The sequence below is a fragment of the Variovorax sp. GW821-FHT09B05 genome (assembly GCF_059418265.1).
This window is the reverse complement of sequence record NZ_JBWKPN010000002.1, coordinates 240,479-258,179: the sequence shown is the minus strand read 5'-3', so window position 1 is coordinate 258,179 and position 17,701 is coordinate 240,479. Positions and strand designations below refer to the sequence as shown.

The window sequence follows — 17,701 nt, the reverse complement described above, 5'->3', positions numbered from 1 at the left end:
ATCCATGCATGGATTTCTTCGTTGGTCCGGCACCGGCCGCTTCCTAGCATCGGCCATCCCTGTTCAGAGGCAGTTCCGCTGCCGGTCGCCATGTCCATCGAGAAACTCTCCCCCTCCCGCGAATCCGCAACCGTCGCGCTGCGCGCGCCCTCGCGCCGCGGCTTGCTGCAAACCCTCGTCTCGCTGGGCACGGTGGGCAGCCTCGGCGGGCTCGGCGCGGCCGCGCTCGTCGGCTGCTCGCGCGACGAGTCGAAGTCCGCTTCGGCCAACGCGCCGGCCATCGTCAAGAAGGCCGGCGACAAGGTCGCGTTCAAGTACCCCGACAACCCCTCGTTCGACCTGATCTACCTGGCCGACCAGCTCGGCTACTTCGAGGGCACGAACACGCGGCCGCAGTACGTGGGCAAGATCGCGGCGCCGCAGATCATTCCGCTCGTGGGCACCGGCGAGATCGACTTCGGCAGCCGCATGGTGCCGCTGGTGATCTCGGCCATCGCCTCGGGCGCCGACCTCAAGGTGGTGGCGGCCGGCGGCAAGACGCTGCAGGAAGCGCCGCACATGAAGTACTTCGTGCGCAAGGACTCGGGCATCCTCAAGCCCAAGGACCTCGAGGGCAAGACCATCGGCTTCAACAGCTTCGGCGCCTGCGCCGAGTTCGTGACCAAGAAGTACCTGCGCCAGCATGGCGTGGACGTGAACAAGATCAACTTCGTGGTGGTGCCCGACGAGCAGGCCGAGCAGACGCTGGTCACGCGCAACACCGACCTCGCGATCATCCACGCGCCCTTCTCGGGCCGCGCCGACCATGCCGACGCGCTGGTGCGGCTGTGGAGCGACTTCGACCTCGACGGCGGCCTCGGCGGCATGGCGCCCTACAGCGCGCACGGCCGCTTCATCCGCGAGCATCCCGAGGCGGTGCGCGACGTGGTGACGGCGCTGGCCAAGGCCGGCAACTGGGTCAACGCGAATCCCGAGGAAGCGCGCAAGCTGGTCGCCAAGCGCATCAACATGGACCTGCAGAACGTGGACCGCTACGCCTACGTCGAGGACCTGGTGGTGACCGAGCCGCCGATCGAGTACTACGTCGACATCCTGCAGTCCGAGGGCAAGATCCCGGCCGGCAAGGTGGCGGTGAAGGACGTCTACACCAACGAGTTCAACCCCTACGCGCAGGTGCCCTCGCAGCCCGCCGCGGCGAAGACCTGAGCGGCGCGCGCATGAGCGGCATCAAGATCTCGGCGCGCGACGTGCGCATGGACTACGCGGCGCGCGGCGCGAGCGAGCGCGTGCGCGTGCTCGAGGGCTTCGACCTCGACGTGCGGGAGGGCGAGTTCCTCTCGGTGCTCGGCCCCTCGGGCTGCGGCAAGTCGACCTTCCTCGGCATCCTGGCCGGGCTCACCGAGCGCACCGGCGGTCGCATCGCCATCGACAGCCAGCCGGTCGCGGGCGTGCACCGCAACCAGGGCGTGGTGTTCCAGGGCTATGCGCTGTTCCCGTGGCTCACGGTGCTCGACAACATCGCGGTGGGCCTCGAGATCCGCGGCATCGGCAAGGCCGCGCGCCGCCGCACCGCGCAGGAGTACCTCGAGCTCGTGGGCCTGCACGGCTTCGGCGAACGCTATCCGCACGAGATCTCGGGCGGCATGAAGCAGCGCGTGGCGATCGCGCGCTCGCTGGCCTACCGGCCCGACGTGCTGCTGATGGACGAGCCCTTCGCCGCGCTCGACGCGCAGACGCGCGAGATCCTGCAGGGCGAGCTGCTGCGCATCTGGGAGCAGTACCGCAAGACCATCGTCTTCATCACGCACAGCCTCGAGGAGGCGGTCTACCTGTCCGACCGCGTGGCCGTGATGACGCAACGGCCCGGCCGCATCAAGGCGATCATCGACATCCCGCTGGCGCGGCCGCGCTCGGCCGAGCTGCGCCATTCGAGCGAGTTCGCGGCCCTGCGCCAGCGCGCCTGGGAGGTGCTGAAGGACGAGGTGCAGATCGGGCTGAAGCCGCGTTCGCTCGAAGGAATGGTCTCGTGAGCGCCGTGCTCGAAGGCGCGCCCGCCGCGCCCGCGCCGCGCCGCACGCTGGCGCGCTTCGCCCGGTTCGCGGGCCGCTTCGCCGAGCGCGCCGCCGGCATCGTGCTGTTCCTCGCGCTGTGGGAAGCGCTGCCGCGCCTGGGCATCGTGAGCGACGCCTACCTGAGCCCGCCCTCGGCCGTGCTCGCGAGCATCGGCCAGCTGCTCGACAACGGCCAGCTCTGGAAGCACGTCGCCGCGAGCCTGCAGCGCTCGCTCTGGGGCCTGGTGCTCGCGAGCAGCGCGGGCGTGCTGCTGGGCTTGCTGGTCGGCGGCTTCCGCCGGCTCGCGGCCATCGTCGACCCGGTGCTGCAGCTGTTCCGCCAGACCTCGGCCTTCGCGCTGTTCCCGGTCTTCATCCTGTTCCTCGGCATCGGCGAGCTGTCGAAGGTGGCGATCATCTTCTGGGCCTCGTTCTGGCCGGTGCTGCTGAGCACCGTGAGCGGCGTGAAGCAGGTCGACCGGCTGCTCGTGAACTCCGCGCTGTCGATGGGCGCCTCGCGCCGCTTCGTCTTCTTCAAGGTGGTGCTGCCGGCCTCGCTGCCCTCGATCTTCACGGGCGTGCGGCTCGCGGGCGCCTACAGCATCACGGCGCTGGTGGCGGCCGAGATGATCGGCGCGCACTCGGGGCTGGGCTTCCTCACGCTCAACTCGCAGGAGACCTTCCAGATCCCGACCATGTACGCCGGCATCCTGCTGCTGGCGGTGCTCGGGCTGCTGCTGAACTACCTGCTGGCGCTGCTCGAGCGCCGGCTGCTGCGCTGGCGGCGCGGGTTGAGTCTCGATGAGTGAGAACCAGCGTCCTTCCTCCGCCGTGGCCGGCCTGCTCGACGGCATCCGCCGCTGGCCCAGCCTGGTCGCGGCCGGGCCGGTGCTCGCGGTGGTCGCCGCGCTGGCCGCCGCCGGCGGTGCCTGGTCGAATGCCGACAACGCGCCGCGCGAGCGTGGCCTGTCGGGCCCCGCGACCTGGCTCGCATGGCTGCCGCCGCTGGCCGTGCCCGCGCTGGCCACGCCGCTGAATCAACTGCCCAAGGGCCCGGTGCTCGCACGCGCGATCGCGCGCGGCGAACTGGTCGTCGGCGTACGGCGCTATCCGCGCCCTGCCCCGCCCGGCTCGCCCACGCCGCCCGAGCCCGATGCCTTCGACGCCACCCTGGCACGCGAACTCGCGGCCTCGCTGGGCGTGAAGGCCGTGCTGGTCGGCCTCGCACCCGACGAGCGCGACGAGGCGCTGCGCGACGGCCGCGTCGACCTGCTGGTGGCCGGCGTGCCCACGCAGGGCCAGGGCGCGCGCACCGACGAAGGCGGCGCCGGCATCGATGCCGCGCCTGGCAGCTACGACACCGGCCGCGGCCAGGTGGTCGCGCTGCGCCGCGGCCGCGTGCAGGACGAGGAGGCGCTGCGCGGCGCCTCGGTCTGCGTGGGCGAAGGCTCGGGCTATGCGGGCGCGGTGGCGCTGCGCTATGGGGCCCAGCCGCGCAACTATCCCTCGACGGTGCATGCGGCCTCGGCCTTCATGGCCGGCGAATGCGCGGCGCTGGCCGAAGACGCGCAGGTGCTCGAGCGGCTGATGGGCAACGAGGAATGGCGCTTCTACAAGCCGGTGGCGCAGGACCTGCGCGCCCCGGCCGACGCGGCCGTGCGGCTCGCGGCGGGCGACACGGCGTCGCGCGACTACATCGCGGCCGCGCTGCGGCGCTGGCGCGCCGATGGCACGCTCGCGCAGGCGCGTGGGGCGCGTGCGGGGAATCTGCAGTTCGAGATCACCTTGCTCAAGGATGGGTTGGTCTGCCACTCTTGAATGGCGCGTCAGCGGGGGAACAGGCCCGTTGCTTCAGCCTCGTTCGTGTCACGCGAGCTTCATGAAGACAGCGATCCGGCGCGCTATGGTCGGGCGGTTGCCTGCCCCGGCCATGCGGCGGCCACCATCGCCCATCCGAAGAAGCCCCGATGCCTTCCCTGCGTACCGCCATTTCCATCCTCTGGGCCCTCGCCGTTGCGATCCTGGTCCCGCTTGCAGCCAACGCGGCTCCCAATGCACCGGCCACTGGGCAAGCCGACGGCTTTCCGGTGAACACCGTAGTCTCCTGCGGCGTCGCCTTCGAACTCTCCGCGAAGTACCGGATCGGCCGGCCCGAACGAGCCGACAGCAAACATGGACCCGCGCCCCACTACCAGATAGGCAGGCCGGACTATCCCGAGAACCCATCCGGCGGGGACGAGTGCCAGGTCACCGTCTGGATCGCGAAACCGAAGAACAGCGATCTCTACGAGTGCCACACGGACGGATATGCCTCCGCGCCGCCGTACGAGGTCTGCGATTGGTATCTTGCGTTCGGCCCCGTGCCCCTGGGCGCGGTGGGCACCGTCGTCGTCGGCCACGGCCGGTTGAACGACACGGGCCAACGTGACCTGGGAGATTTTTTCTCCGACGAAGACGGCTGGCACCTGCCCGACGCTGTCTCCGGAAGCATCACGCGCATGGACCCGACGCAACTGGCGGGCAAGTCCGCCCTGAAGGGGGAGTTCGTTTACAAGGGCGAATGGAATCGCGGCAGGACCAGCCGGTACGAGCACGTGTACGGCGGCACGAATGCGCAGCAGGGGTCCATCGTGCAACTGTCGCCCGACCTGCTCGTCGGCATCGTGGGCAATCCCATCCTGTCGGGCGATGCCTGGGCCACCAGATTCCGGACCAGCCTGCGCGTGGCCGCACCCGAGGATCTACGACCGCACCACTAGCCCTCACCCGCCCACTGCCACTGCCCCAACGCGAAGTCCTGCGTCACCAGTTTCTCCGCCAGCAGGAACTTCTTCACCTCCTCGATCAGCCCCAGCCCCGCGGCGGGATAGGCCGCCTCGGGGTACTGGCTCAGCGGATGCGAGGCCTTGACCGCCTCGAGCGGAAAGCCGCTGACCTCGGCATGGAAGGCGTAGTAGGCCACGCTGTCGGCGCGCATCTCGGCAATGGCGACGCGGCGCGCGCGGGTCCAGGCGGCCGGCAGGCCGGGCGCGGTGGCGAGCAGCTTCGACGAAGCGACGATCACCGAGGTGCCGCGCAGGGTGGGATGGCGGTCGGCCTCGTCGATCACGGGGTAGCCGCGCGATGCGAGCAGCGGCCCGACGTCGATCTGGGCCGCGAAGGCGGCGATCGAGCGCTGGTCGAGCGCGGCCTCGCCGTCGCGCGGGAACATGTGGATCACCTTCACCGACTTCTGCAGGCCATGTTCCTTGAGCAGGCCCAGCACGTAGCGGTGCATGTAGGAACCGCGCGCCACGCCGATGGCCTGGCCCTCGAGCTCGCGCACGCTGCGCACGCCGTCGCGCGGCGTGAGCAGCCAGACGTTCATGCCCACGGTGTCGAAGCCGATCAGCCGCGCATCGAGGCCGCGCGAGCGCGCGACCACGGCGGGCGTGTCGCCGTAGATGCCGACGTCGAGCACGCCCGAGATGAAGGCTTCGTTGAGGTCGGGTCCGTTCGGGAAGTTGCGCGTGACCACCTCCTTGAAGCCCAGCGGCGCGAGCTCGCGCTGCAACAGGCCCTGGCGCAGCGCCCAGCCGGTGGCGGCCGCGGGCTTCCTGCCCGGACCGATGTAGCCCAGGCGCAGCACGCCCGCGCCGGGCGCGCCCTGCGCGATCGAGAACAGCGGCAGCGTGGCGGCGGTTGCGGCGACGGCGCCGCGCAGCAGCCGCCGGCGGCCGGTATCGACAGGCGCCGCCATCAGTGCGCGCGCCGCAGCAGTTCGAAGCTGGCGTCGGCCGAGGCCGTCGACTGGCGGCCGCGCCCCCAGCCGATGTCGCGGCGGTAGCTGCCCATCAGCGCCTGGGCGGCCACGTCGCGCTCCTCGGCGGTGGCGCCGCGGTCTGCGATCGGCGCGACGTAGAGCGCGTCCTCGGGGCAGTAGAGCTCGCACATGAAGCAGGTCTGGCAGTCGTCCTGGCGCGCGATGCGCGGCAGGCCGCCGGGCACGGCCTCGAACACGTTGGTCGGGCAGGCGCTCACGCAGATGTTGCAGGCGGTGCAGCGTTCGGCGCTGATGAGTTCGATCATACGGCCACCTCTTCCTCGGCGCGCCGTTGCACGGCGTGGCGTTGCACCCAGACCTCGTCGAGCCCGCCGCTCAAGAGGCGATGGCGCTGGGTCGGGTCGATGGCCGAATGCTCGCGCCGGCGGTGCATGCCGCGCGTCTCGGTGCGCTGCAGCGCGCTGCGGTACATCCAGCGCGAGGTGGCCAGCATGGCGGCCGCTTCGCGCGCGCGCACCGCGTCTGCGGCGCTGGCCGCGGGCGCGCCCTGGCGCAGGCGCTCCCACAGGGCGTCGAGCCGCGCGAGCGAATCGCGCAGCGCGTCGCCTTCGCGGAACCAGTTGCGTTCGTAGGGGAAGACCTCGGCCTGCACTGCGCGCACCACGGCCTGGCTGTCCCAGGCCTGCGCGCCGCGCGTGGACAGCGCGACGCCGCCGGCGCGCAGGGCCGCGCGTTGCGAACGCGCGCGCGCATCGCGCCCGAAGTCGGCGGCGCCGGCACCGGCCCAGAAACCCGAGGACAGCGCCCAGGCCGCGTTGTGGCTGCCGCCGCCGGTGAAGCCGCCGCAGATCAGCTCGCGCGTGGCCGCGTCGCCCGCGGCATAGAGGCCGGCCACGGTGGTGGCGCAACTGTCGTCCACCAGGTGCAGGCCGCCGGTGCCGCGCACGGTGCCCTCGAGCCGCAGCGTGACCGGGAAGTGCTGCGTGAAGGGGTCGATGCCCTGGCGATCGAAGGAGACGAAGAAGTTCGGCTGCGCGGTGCGCATCCAGGCGCGGATCTGCGCGTCGGCGCGGTCGAGGCAGGCGTAGACGGGCTGCGCCTGCAGCGTCTGCGCGATCACGCCGCGGCCCTTGGACGAGCCCGCGCCCTCGATCGCCACGCCGTCGGCCGCGTAGAAGGTGGCCCAGTTGTAGAACAGCGACTTGGTGACCGACGAGAAGGCCGGCCCGAGCCCGTAGGCATTGGAGAACTCCATGCCCGACAGGGCCGCGCCGACCTCGGCCGCCATCAGCTGGCCGTCGCCGGTCAGCACGTTGCAGCCGAGCGCGCGGCTCAGGAAGGCGCAGCCGCCGGTGGCGATGACCACGGCGCCGGCGCGCGCCACCCAGCTTTCGCCGGTCTGCCGGTTCACGCCGGTGGCGCCGCAGACGGTGCCGTGCTCGTCCACCAGCAGCTCGAGCACCGGGCTGTGGTCGAGGATGCGCGCGCCCGCGGCCTTCACGCGCTTGCGCATCAGCCGCATGTACTCGGGGCCCTGCAGCGAGGTGCAGCGCAGCGCGCCCTGGTCGTCGACCGGGAACGGATAGCCCCATTCCTTGAGCGTCTCGACGTTGGTCCAGGTCTGTTCGAGCACGCGGTCCATCCAGGCGTGCTCGGCCAGCTGGCCGCCCATCGCGAAGCGGCTGGCCTTGGCCTCCTCGCGCGCCGTGCCTTCGGCCGGCACGTGCCACAGGCCGGTGCCCGAAGGCGCGGTGGCGCCCGAGGTGCCGCAGAAGCCCTTGTCGGCCAGCAGCACGCGCGCGCCGCGCGCGGCCGCGCTCACCGCGGCCCAGGCACCGGCCGGGCCGCCGCCGATCACCAGCACGTCGGCCTCGTGGCGCGTGCCGCCATCGGCGCCCGAAAGAAGCTGCCGCTCGAAATCCCTGGCGCCCATGTCGCGTGTCCTCTGCTGCAAAGAAAGAAAAGAGGACCGACCGTATCAACGGCGCGGGCGCGGCACAAAGAAGGAATGCGTGCTTCGATATGCGCGGCCCTGGAATGCCGCTCAGTTGCCCCAGCGCAGCTTGAGGCCGGCCCAGACCGCCAGCAGCACGGCCGCGCCGAAGACCCAGCCCGAGAGCGCGCCGGCCATGGTGCCCGACAGCAGGTTGCCGACGGTGCAGCCCAGGCCGGTCATCGCGCCCCAGCCGAGCAGCAGGCCGCCGCCGAGCCCGCGCGCGATCTGCGCCGGCCGCGGCCACGCGGGCCTGAACTGCCCGCTCGCGAGCGCGGCCGCGAAGGCGCCGGCGACGAGGCCGCCGACCAGCAGCGCGTTCGGCGTCTGCCACAGGCTCTGCGCCACGGCCGTGACGCAGCCCGCGAAGCCGTCGAGGCCCTCGAGCCGCTGCGGCAGCAGGCCCTGCCCTTCGCCGGCCGCGCGCGCCGCGCTGCCGAGCGCGGCCGTCACGCCCAGCGGCCGCAGCCGCAGCACCACGATCACGGCGATGGCGCCCACCGCGAGGCCGCCCCAGACGTAGGGCCAGCGTCCTCGCAGCAGCGCGCGCAGCGCGGCGCCGAAGCTCGCGGGCACCGCAGCGTTCCGCGCGGGGGGCAGGCGTCGCCACAGCAGCGCGCTCGCGCACGCCAGCACCGCGAGCTGCAGCGCGGCCGAGCCCGCATAGCCGAGGTGATGCGGCAGCCAGGGCACGGGCGCGGTGGCGATGGTCGCGCTGTAGAGCGGGTTCCAGGTGTTGAAGCCGAGCACGAAGCCCAGCGCCGCGCCCGCGAGCGCGAACGGCGCGGTGGGCGAGCCCTCGCCGAGCCGGTACCAGTGCGCGCTGATGCACGAGCCCGACACCACCATGCCCGCACCGAAGGCCAGGCCCGCGAGCACCAGTGCCCAGCTCACCGGGCCGATGTGGGCATCGGGCGGCAGCCGGCCCGGCTGCGGCACCGGCAGCCAACCGCTCATCACCACGTGCATGCCGAGCGTGCCCACCGCGAGCGCCGCGACGATCGCGAGCAGGCCGCGCGCGTCGCCGCGCTCGAAGTAGTCGCGCGCATGGCAATAGAAGCAGAAGCGCGAGCGCTGCAGCACGATGCCGAGCACCGCGCCGATGCCGAGCGCGAAGGCCAGCGCGCGACCGCCGCTGCGCTCGCCGAGCAGGTGCACGCCGGCCGCGAGCAGCACCAGCACGACCGACGCCGTGGCCAGCGCGGGCCAGCGCGCCGCACCCGTGCCATCCAAAAAAAACGAGCCCGAAGGCTCGCCCAATGCCGTCCGCGCTTGCTGCGGACGGCCACCCAACTCGTGATGACTCACGCACCCTCCTCGTTCTTCTTCTCTCCTCGATTCACTTCGATGCCCAGACGGTGCCGCTCGGGTTGCTCACCGGCACGCCGACGGCGTTGCCGTACTCGGTCCACGAGCCGTCGTAGTTGCGCACGTTCTTGTAGCCGAGGATGCGGTGCAGCGCGAACCAGGTGTGGCTCGAGCGCTCGCCGATGCGGCAGTAGGTGATGACCGGCTTGCTGCCGTCGATGCCGGCGGCGGCGTACAGCGCCTTCAGCTCGGCCGGCGACTTGAAGGTGCCGTCCTCGTTGACCGCGCGGCCCCAGGGCACGTTGGCCGCGCCGGGGATGTGGCCCGCGCGCACCGCGAGTTCGGCCGCGCCCGGCGGCGCGAAGATCTTGCCGCTGTATTCGTCGGCCGAGCGGATGTCGACCAGGCGCGTGTCCGACTTGCCGTCGGCCACCGCCACCACGTCGGTCAGGCGCGCGCGCAGCGCCGGATCGGGCCGGCTCGCCTTGAAGGCGGTGGCGGCGTACTCGGGCGTGCGGTTCTCGAGCGTGCGGTTCTCGGCCTCCCACTTCTTGCGGCCGCCGTCGAGCAGCTTGACGTTGTTCAACCCGTACTGCTCGAACACCCAGGCACCCCAGGCCGCAAACCAGTTGTTGTTGTCGCCGTACAGCACGATGGTGGTGTCCTTGTCGACACCTGCGGCCGACAGCAGCTTCTCGAACTGGGCCTGGCTCACGATGTCGCGGCGCACGCGGTCGTTGAGGTCGTTGTGCCACGAGAAGTTGACCGCGCCGGGGATGTGGCCGCGCTCGTAGAGGCCGGGGTTCACGCTGACCTCGATCACGCGCACCTTGGCGTTCCTGAGGTTCTTCTCGAGCCACTCGGTCGACACCAGCGCCTCGCCGGCTTCGGCCGTGGATTGGGCGACGGCCACGGGGGCGCTCGCGATGAAGGTCAGCGTGGCAAGGGAGGCGGCTCGCCACCAGCGGCTCAGGATCGACATGCGTAACTCCTTGTGAAAAGTGCAGGCCGCACTTTAGGGAGTCGCCGCGCGCTCACCAACGAAGCGTTTGCGATATGGCTATGACCAATGCATCTGAAAGCGGCAGCCGCTTCGGCGCGATCAGGCCGAGGGCTTCGCGCCCTTGCGGCCGAACACCTCGGGCGCCACCAGCATGAAGGCGCGCACGCGGTCGGCCAGCACCGCGTCGAGGTCCTCGGGCATGGCCTCGGCGTAGATCCAGCGCCGCACGCCGATGTAGAAGATCCCGCCGTGCATGCCCCACATCAGCTCGCGCTCGCGCTCGGTGGGCCTGGCGCGCCCCGTGAGGCCGAGCTCGTGGCGCATCTCGCGCCAGATGTGCGGGAACAGCCGTTCCTTGAGCAGTTCCATGTACTGCCCCGGCACGTAGCCGTCGGACAGCCCCGAGAACACCAGGATGCGCACCCACTCCTTGGTGAGGATCGCGCGCGCATAGGCGCCGTAGAAGCGCACCAGCCGCGCCTCGAGCGGCGTGGAACGGTCGGACAGCCACTCCTCCCACTCCTGCTGCCAGCGCTCGAGGTAGACCTCCTCGTACACGCGCTCGATCAGCGCGCGCTTGTTCGGGAAGTAGTGATAGAGCAGCGGATGCGTGATGCCGATCTGCTGCGCCAGCTCGCGCGTCTGGCCGTCGAGGCCGCGCTCCGAGAAGAAGGCGATCGCGCCGTCGAGGATCTGGCGCTCGCGGTCCTCGGTCGAGAGCCGCTGGCGCGCGGGCTTGACGGCCACGTTCTTCGGGTCTTCGGATGCGTCTTTCATGAAACGGCTGTTGTCTTCGGTGTTGTCGTTGGAGGGTCGCAATTTACCTCATGGTAAGTACCAATGATCTTATTGACCAATCGTTAAATACTCCGGCCCATGCGAACGGCACCGGCTCCCGGTGCGCCACCGAAGAAAGAGACGACGGATGGAACTGCAAGGCGAACAGTGGATTCCCGCGGGCCGCGAGACGGTCTGGCGCGCCCTCGACGATCCCGAGCTGCTGGCGCGCTGCGTGCCCGGCTGCGAGGAGATCCGCCGGCTCGGCGAGAACGAGATGGAGGCGCGGCTGTTCGCCAAGATCGGCCCGGTGCGCGCGCATTTCAGCGGCCGCATCCGCCGGCTCGACGTGGTCGAGCCGCAGAGCTGCCGCATCGCCTTCGAGGGCAGCGGCGGCGCGGCCGGCATGGCCAAGGGCGAATCGCGCGTCACGCTCGCCTCCGAGGGCAACGGCACGCGGCTGACCTACACGGTCGAGGCGTCCGTCGGCGGCAAGCTCGGGCAGATCGGCGGCCGGCTGGTGAATGCCTCGGCACGCAAGATGGCCGACGAGTTCTTTCTCGCGCTCAACGAGCAGCTCGCGCCCAAGCCCGCGGCGCAGGTGCTCGAAGCCGCGGCGGACAGGCCCGAGGCACGGCGCGAACCGGCCCCCACGTTGGCGGCACCCGTGCGCGCCGCCACCGCATCGGCCGGCTTCGGCCCCTGGTCCGGCGAACTGCAGCGCCTGCTGTGGCTCGCGATCGGCAGCGGCATCGGCTGGCTCGCGAGCCGCGCGTTCTGAGCCAGGAAAGCCCGCGATGAAAGCCCCCGCCTTCTCCTACCTGCGCGCGCAGAGCCTGGCCCAGACCTCGGCCCTGCTGCGCGAGCACGGCGACGCGGCCCGCGTGCTGGCCGGCGGCCAGACCCTGCTGGCCACGCTCAACATGCGGCTGTCGAAGCCGCAACTGCTGATCGACATCGCCGCCCTGCCCGAGCTGCGCGGCATCGAACTGCGCGGCGAGTTCCTGCGCATCGGCGCGCTGGTGCGGCACGTCGACATCGAATGCTCGGAACTGATCGCGCAGCGGCTGCCGCTGCTGTCGCAGGCCGCGCCGCACGTGGCGCATGCGGCGATCCGCAACCGCGGCACGCTCGGCGGCTCGATCGCCTTCGCCGATCCCGCGGCCGAATGGCCGGCCTGCGCGCTCGCGGCCGATGCGGAGCTGATCGTGAGCGACGGCCAGCGCGAGCGCCGCGTGATGGCCGGCGACTTCTTCATCGACCTCTACCAGACCGACCTGCGCGCGCACGAGGTGCTGGTGGCGCTCGAGTTCCCGCTGCCTGGCCCGGCGCGCCGCTTCGCCTTCGCCGAACTGGCGCGGCGCCATGGCGACTACGCCATCGTGGGCATCGCGCTGGCCGCCGACGTGCACGAGGGCCGGCTGTCCGACCTGCGCATCGCCTTCTTCGGCATGGGCAACACGCCGATGCGCGCGCTCGGCGCCGAGACCCGGCTGGCCGGCACGCAGGCCGACGAAAGCACGCTCGAGGCCGCCGTGCTGAGCCTCGACGAGGACATGCAGCCCGATGCCGACCTGCACAGCAGCGCCGCGGCCAAGCGCCACCTGGCCGGCGTGCTGCTGCGGCGCGCGGTCGAGCGCGTGCTGCAACCGGAGACCGCCCAGTGATGGACACCACCGACACCCACGACCTCCAGCTCGCGGTGCGCATCGAGGTCAACGGCGAGGTGCACGCCTGCCGCGTGGAGCCGCGCCAGCACCTGGTCGACTGGCTGCGCGACGAGATCGGCCTCAAGGGCACGCGCGTGGGCTGCGAGCACGGCGTGTGCGGCGCCTGCACGGTGCTGATCGACGGCGAGATCGCGCGCGGCTGCCTGGTGCTCGCGGTGCAGGCCGACGGCCGGCGCATCGAGACCATCGAGGGCCTGTCCGACGCCGGCACGCTCGCCGACCTGCAGCGCAGCTTCTCGGCGCGCAATGCCGCGCAGTGCGGCGCCTGCACCTCGGGCATGCTGCTGACCGCGCATGCGCTGCTCGAACGCACGCCCTGCCCGGGCCGCGAAACGATCCGCGAACAGATCTCGGGCAACTACTGCCGCTGCACGGGCTACCACGCGATCGTCGACGCGATCGCGCTGGCCGGGCAGGAACGGCAGGCACGATGCGGCGGCTGTACCGGCGCCGCGGGGAGCGCGGCATGAACGACCTCACCCTCCCCGCGCCGGTGCGCGAGATCGAGGCGCAGCGCTACATCGGCCAGTCGATCGAGCGACCCAACATGCAGCGGCTCACGCAGGGCCGCGCGAACTACGTCGACGACCTCGAACTGCCGCGCATGCTGCACGTGGTCTACCTGCGCAGCCCGCATGCGCATGCGCGCATCGTGCGCATCGATGCCGAGGCGGCGCGCCGCATGCCGGGCATCGCGGCCATCGTCGACGGCCGCCAGCTCGCGGCGGTCTGCGCGCCCTGGGTCGGCACGCTCAAGCACCTGGCGGGCATGCGCTCGCCGCCGCAGCATGCGCTGGCGATCGAGCGCGCAACCTGGCAGGGCGAGGCGGTGCTCGCCATCCTCGGCCGCACCCGGGCGCTGGCCGAGGACGCGCTCGACGCGGTCCAGGTCGAATGGGAGCCGCTGCCCGCCGCGGTGCACATGGACACCGCGCTCGATGCCGCCACGCCGGTGATCCATCCCGAGCTCGGCAGCAACCTGTGCTTCCACCGCGAGATCGACACCGGCGGCGTGGAAGCGGTGTTCGAGGGCGCCGACGTGGTGGTCGAGGACGAGTTCCGCTTCGGCCGCCACACCGGCGTGACGCTGGAGCCGCGCGCCGTGCTGGCCGACTTCACGCCCACCGGCCGGCGCCTCGTGGTGCACCACTCGCACCAGGCGCCGCACATGATGGCCGACCTCTATGCGCGCCAGCTCGGCCTGCAGGAGGCCGACGTGCGCGTGGTCTGCCGCGACGTCGGCGGTTCCTTCGGCATCAAGGTGCATGCCTATGCCGACGACTTCGCGACGGTGGCGCTGTCGGTGCTGCTGGGGCGGCCCGTCAAGTTCGTCGCCGACCGGCTCGAGTCCTTCGTCACCGACGTGCATGCGCGCGAGCACCGCGTGAAGGCGCGGCTCGCGCTGGCGCGCGACGGCCGCATGCTGGCGTTCCAGATCGACGACCTCACGGGCATCGGCCCGTTCTCGATGTTCCCGCGCACCAGCGCGATCGAGGGCAACCAGGTCATCAACATCACGGGTGGCCCGTACAAGCACGCGCACTACAAGGCCACGCTCGATGTCGCCTTCCTCAACAAGGTGCAGACCAGCCAGTACCGCGGCGTCGGCCATCCGATCGCCTGCACCGTGACCGAGGGGCTGGTCGACCTCGCCGCGGCGAAGCTGGGCATCGACCCGCTCGAACTGCGCCGCCGCAACGTGATGGAGGACGGCAGCTATCCGCGCCAGGGTGCCTCGGGCATCCTGCTCGAGGGGCTGTCGCACCAGGCCTGCCTGGACCGCATCGAGACGCTGATGGACTACGGCGCGCTGCGCCGCGAGCAGGCCGCGCTGCGCGAGCGCGGCGTGCACCGCGGCATCGGCCTGGCGGCGCTGATCGAGCTGACCAATCCCGGCCCGGCCTTCTACGGCGTGGGCGGCGCGCGCATCGCGGCGCAGGATGGCGCGACCGTGCGGCTCGACCCCACCGGCGTGGTGCACTGCGCCACCGGCGTGGGCGAACAGGGCCAGGGCACCGAGACCATCTTCGCGCAGATCGTGGCCGACACGCTGGGCCTGCCGATGGCCTCGGTGCGCGTGCTGACCGGCGACACCGCGGCCACGCCCTACGGCGGCGGCACCTGGGCCTCGCGCGGCGCGGGCATCGGCGGCGAGGCCGTGCTGCTCGCGAGCCGCGACCTGCGCCGCCACATCCTGGCGCTCGCGGCCGCGCACCTCAAGCGGCCGGCCGAGGGCCTGACGATCGCGCACGGCGAGGTGCGCTGCCTGGCCACGGGCGACACGCTGTCCGACCTGGCCGAGCTCGGCCGGCTCGCGCACTTCCGCCCCGACCTGCTGCCCGCGGGCTTCCAGCCCGAGCTGGTGGTCACGCGCCACTATGCGCAGCGCGACTATCCCTTCGTCTTCACCAACGGCGTGCAGGCCTCGTATGTCGAGGTCGACGTCGACACCGGCTTCGTGCGGCTGCTGCGCCACTGGGTGGTGGAGGACTGCGGGCGCGTGCTCAACCCGATGCTGGTCGACGAACAGATCCGCGGCGCCGTGGTGCAGGGCATCGGCGGCGTGCTGTACGAGGAATGCCTCTACGACGACCACGGCCTGATGCGCAACGGCAGCATGGCCGACTACCTGGTGCCGATGGCCTTCGAGATGCCCGACATCGAGGTGGCCCACATCGAGACCCCCACGCGCACCTCGCAACTCGGCGCCAAGGGCGCGGGCGAGGCCGGCACGGCGGGTGCGCCGGCCGCCGTGCTCAACGCGATCAACGATGCGCTGCGGCCCTTCGGCGCCCACGTGTCGGAACAGCCCGTGACCCCCGAGAAAGTGCTGCGCGCCCTCGGGCGCATCTGATTTCCGGCCGCGCGGTCGCCCCCGGGCCCGCGCCTTCATCGCTTGCATTGACCCGAACGACAAGGAGACACGCCATGACCTCGCCCCTCGACCTTCCCTCCCCCTCGCTGCGCCGGCGCACCGTGCTGCAGGCCGCCGGCGGCGCCCTGCTGGCCTCGGGTGCCGCGCTGCCGCTGCGCGCGCTGGCGCAGAACGAACCGTTCCGCGTCGGCCTGCCGATCCCGCTGACCGGGCCCTTCGCGGCCGAGGCGCGCGCGGTGCAGCAGGGCGCCGAACTCGCGGTCAAGGAGTTCAACGCGGCCGGCGGCCGGCGCGCCGAGCTGCTGGTGCGCGACGACAAGCTCAACCCGCAGGAGGCCGTCACGCGCACGGTCGAGCTGATCGAGAAGGACCGCGCGCACTTCATCGTGGGCTCGGTGTCGGCGGCGGTGCAGCTGTCGGTCAACAACGCGACCAGGCAGCGCAAGATCATCTACAACTCGGTGAGCCAGTCCGACTCGATCAACGAGGCCAAGGACTTCAGCAAGTACACCTTCCACGAGTGCCTGAACCCGCACATGACCGCGGGCGCGGTGGCGCGCTACGCCTTCCCGAAGATGGGCAAGCGCGTGGTCTTCCTCACGGCCGACTACGCCTACGGCCACGAGATGTCGCGCGGCTTCCTCGCGGCCGGCAAGGCCTTCGGCATCGAGGTGCTGGCCGACATCCGCCATCCGCTGGGCCAGACCGACTTCTCGAGCTACTTCCCGCGCATCCTCGCGCTCAAGCCCGACGTGCTGGTGGTCTGCAACTTCGGCCGCGACCAGTCGATCGCCTTCCGCCAGGCCGGCGACTTCGGCGTCAAGCAGAAGTCGAAGATCATCGCGCCGCTCCTGATGCACTCGGGCCGCATGGTCGACGGCCACGAGGTGTATGCCGACATCATCGGCGGCACCGGCTACTACTGGGGCATGGAGGAGAGCACGCCCTCGGCGCGCGCCTTCAACACGGCGTTTCGCGCGGCCAACGGCGGCACCGCGCCGACCGACTACGCGGGCCTGGGCTATGCGGGCGTGCGCAACCTGCTGGCCGCGGCCAGGCAGGCCAACAGCACCGACAGCGACCGCGTGGCCGAGGCGCTGCAGGCCCTCAGGAGCGACGCCTACAAGGGGCCGACCTATTACCGCGCCTGCGACCACCAGTCGGTGCAGTCGGTGCTGATCGTGGAGTCGAAGCCCGCCGCGCAGGCCAAGGGCAAGGACGACATCTTCCGCATCGTCGCCACCGAGGCACCCGACGAGGCGCGCATGCGCAGCTGCGCCGAGCTGGGCCACGCCTGAGAGCCTCGCCGTGGAACTCTCCGTCTCCCTGCTGCTCCAGCAGCTCTTCGTGGGCCTGGCGCTCGGTGCCATCTACGTGCTGGTGGCCGTCGGCCTGTCGCTCATCTTCGGGCTGCTGGGCGTGGTCAACTTCGCGCACGGCGCCTTCTACATGCTGGGCGCCTACGTGGCGGTCTACGCCTACGGCCTCACCGGCAGCTTCTGGTGGTGCCTGCTGCTGGTGCCGCTCGCGGTCGGCCTGCTGGGGCTGGTGGCCGAGCGCTGGCTGATCCGGCCGCTGTACGGCCGCGGCGTCGACTACCCGCTGCTGCTGACCTTCGGCCTGGCCTACGTGCTGGTCGACGGCGTGCGCATGGTCTGGGGCGTGGAGGGCGAGGCCTTCGCCACGCCCGAGGCGCTGCGCGGCGCGGTCGACCTGGGCTTCGGCGTGTTCCCGCTCTACCGGCTGTTCCTGCTCGGCCTGTGCGCGGCGCTGCTGCTGGCGCTGTGGCTGTTCATCGAGAAGACGCGCCTGGGCCTGGTGATCCGCGCCGGCGCGCGCGATCCGCTGGTGCTCAAGGTGCTGGGCATCGACGTGGGCCGCGTGTGGCTCCTGATCTTCGGCCTCGGCACCGCGCTCGCGGGCCTGGCCGGGCTGCTGGCGGCGCCGCTGCGCGGGGTGAATCCCGAGATGGGCGGCTCGGTGCTGATCGAAGCCTTCGTGGTCACCGTGATCGGCGGCATGGGCTCGCTGGTCGGCGCCATCGTGGCCGGCCTGCTGGTGGGCGTGGTGGTGGCGATGACCACGCTGTTCCAGCCCGAGCTCGCCGAACTCGCCATCTTCGCGCTGATGGCCGCGGTGCTGATCCTGCGGCCCAACGGGCTGTTCGGCGCGCGCGACTGAAGGCGCGCCCTTCGCTTCCA

17 protein-coding genes are annotated in these 17,701 nt (G+C 71.5%); 11 read left to right on the top strand and 6 right to left on the bottom strand.

Annotated elements, in window-relative coordinates:
• The first annotated feature begins 90 nt into the window (after positions 1-90).
• From AC07RM_RS06030 to AC07RM_RS06010, 5 genes are all read left to right on the top strand, one after another.
• Positions 91-1,206, top strand: coding sequence for an ABC transporter substrate-binding protein (locus tag AC07RM_RS06030; RefSeq protein WP_495333757.1), 1,116 nt, complete (start codon positions 91-93; stop codon positions 1,204-1,206).
• A gap of 11 nt (positions 1,207-1,217) precedes the next feature.
• Entirely contained in the window at positions 1,218-2,030 is an 813-nt protein-coding gene (locus AC07RM_RS06025) for an ABC transporter ATP-binding protein (RefSeq protein WP_495333755.1), read from the top strand.
• Positions 2,027-2,860: an ABC transporter permease gene (locus AC07RM_RS06020; RefSeq protein ID WP_216087372.1), complete on the top strand. Its 834-nt coding sequence runs from the start codon at positions 2,027-2,029 to the stop codon at positions 2,858-2,860. The genes AC07RM_RS06025 and AC07RM_RS06020 overlap by 4 nt, the downstream gene beginning before the upstream one ends.
• Entirely contained in the window at positions 2,853-3,869 is a 1,017-nt protein-coding gene (locus AC07RM_RS06015) for a transporter substrate-binding domain-containing protein (RefSeq protein WP_495333753.1), read from the top strand. The genes AC07RM_RS06020 and AC07RM_RS06015 overlap by 8 nt, the downstream gene beginning before the upstream one ends.
• A gap of 149 nt (positions 3,870-4,018) precedes the next feature.
• On the top strand, positions 4,019-4,810 hold the full coding sequence (locus AC07RM_RS06010; protein WP_495333751.1) for a hypothetical protein: 792 nt from the start codon (positions 4,019-4,021) through the stop codon (positions 4,808-4,810).
• On the opposite strand, the gene AC07RM_RS06005 is transcribed toward AC07RM_RS06010, so the two are convergent.
• From AC07RM_RS06005 to AC07RM_RS05980, 6 genes are all read right to left on the bottom strand, one after another.
• Positions 4,807-5,790: an ABC transporter substrate-binding protein gene (locus tag AC07RM_RS06005; RefSeq protein ID WP_495333749.1), complete on the bottom strand. Its 984-nt coding sequence runs from the start codon at positions 5,788-5,790 to the stop codon at positions 4,807-4,809. The two genes, AC07RM_RS06010 and AC07RM_RS06005, sit on opposite strands and share 4 nt — an antisense overlap.
• Positions 5,790-6,119 carry a 4Fe-4S binding protein gene (locus AC07RM_RS06000; RefSeq protein ID WP_057594253.1) on the bottom strand — a complete coding sequence of 110 codons (330 nt, stop codon included), beginning with the start codon at positions 6,117-6,119 and terminating at the stop codon, positions 5,790-5,792. The genes AC07RM_RS06005 and AC07RM_RS06000 overlap by 1 nt, the downstream gene beginning before the upstream one ends.
• Positions 6,116-7,747, bottom strand: a complete 1,632-nt coding sequence (locus AC07RM_RS05995; RefSeq protein ID WP_495333747.1) for an FAD-dependent oxidoreductase — start codon at positions 7,745-7,747, stop codon at positions 6,116-6,118. Before AC07RM_RS05995 ends, AC07RM_RS06000 begins: the two co-directional genes overlap by 4 nt.
• A gap of 111 nt (positions 7,748-7,858) precedes the next feature.
• Positions 7,859-9,040, bottom strand: a complete 1,182-nt coding sequence (locus tag AC07RM_RS05990; RefSeq protein WP_495333745.1) for a YeeE/YedE family protein — start codon at positions 9,038-9,040, stop codon at positions 7,859-7,861.
• A gap of 106 nt (positions 9,041-9,146) precedes the next feature.
• A complete protein-coding gene (locus tag AC07RM_RS05985; protein ID WP_495333743.1) occupies positions 9,147-10,097 on the bottom strand; it encodes a sulfurtransferase in 951 nt (316 codons plus the stop codon).
• Positions 10,098-10,217: 120 nt separating this feature from the next.
• Positions 10,218-10,895, bottom strand: coding sequence for a TetR/AcrR family transcriptional regulator (locus AC07RM_RS05980; protein WP_296789122.1), 678 nt, complete (start codon positions 10,893-10,895; stop codon positions 10,218-10,220).
• A 148-nt stretch (positions 10,896-11,043) separates the two neighbouring features.
• Here AC07RM_RS05980 and AC07RM_RS05975 point away from each other — a divergent pair, with 148 nt between their 5' ends.
• The 6 genes from AC07RM_RS05975 (at position 11,044) to AC07RM_RS05950 (ending at position 17,681) form a co-directional block, all read left to right on the top strand.
• Positions 11,044-11,676 (top strand): SRPBCC family protein, encoded by a 633-nt coding sequence (locus AC07RM_RS05975; RefSeq protein ID WP_495333741.1) that lies wholly within the window; start codon positions 11,044-11,046, stop codon positions 11,674-11,676.
• A 16-nt stretch (positions 11,677-11,692) separates the two neighbouring features.
• Entirely contained in the window at positions 11,693-12,562 is an 870-nt protein-coding gene (locus AC07RM_RS05970) for an FAD binding domain-containing protein (protein WP_495333739.1), read from the top strand.
• Complete coding sequence (locus AC07RM_RS05965) at positions 12,562-13,095, top strand: (2Fe-2S)-binding protein (RefSeq protein ID WP_495334167.1); 534 nt, start codon at positions 12,562-12,564, stop codon at positions 13,093-13,095. The genes AC07RM_RS05970 and AC07RM_RS05965 overlap by 1 nt, the downstream gene beginning before the upstream one ends.
• Entirely contained in the window at positions 13,092-15,479 is a 2,388-nt protein-coding gene (locus AC07RM_RS05960) for a xanthine dehydrogenase family protein molybdopterin-binding subunit (RefSeq protein WP_495333737.1), read from the top strand. Before AC07RM_RS05965 ends, AC07RM_RS05960 begins: the two co-directional genes overlap by 4 nt.
• Before the next feature lie 74 nt (positions 15,480-15,553).
• Positions 15,554-16,798 (top strand): ABC transporter substrate-binding protein, encoded by a 1,245-nt coding sequence (locus AC07RM_RS05955; RefSeq protein ID WP_208509667.1) that lies wholly within the window; start codon positions 15,554-15,556, stop codon positions 16,796-16,798.
• A 10-nt stretch (positions 16,799-16,808) separates the two neighbouring features.
• Entirely contained in the window at positions 16,809-17,681 is an 873-nt protein-coding gene (locus AC07RM_RS05950) for a branched-chain amino acid ABC transporter permease (protein WP_495333735.1), read from the top strand.
• The last annotated feature ends 20 nt before the right edge of the window (positions 17,682-17,701 follow it).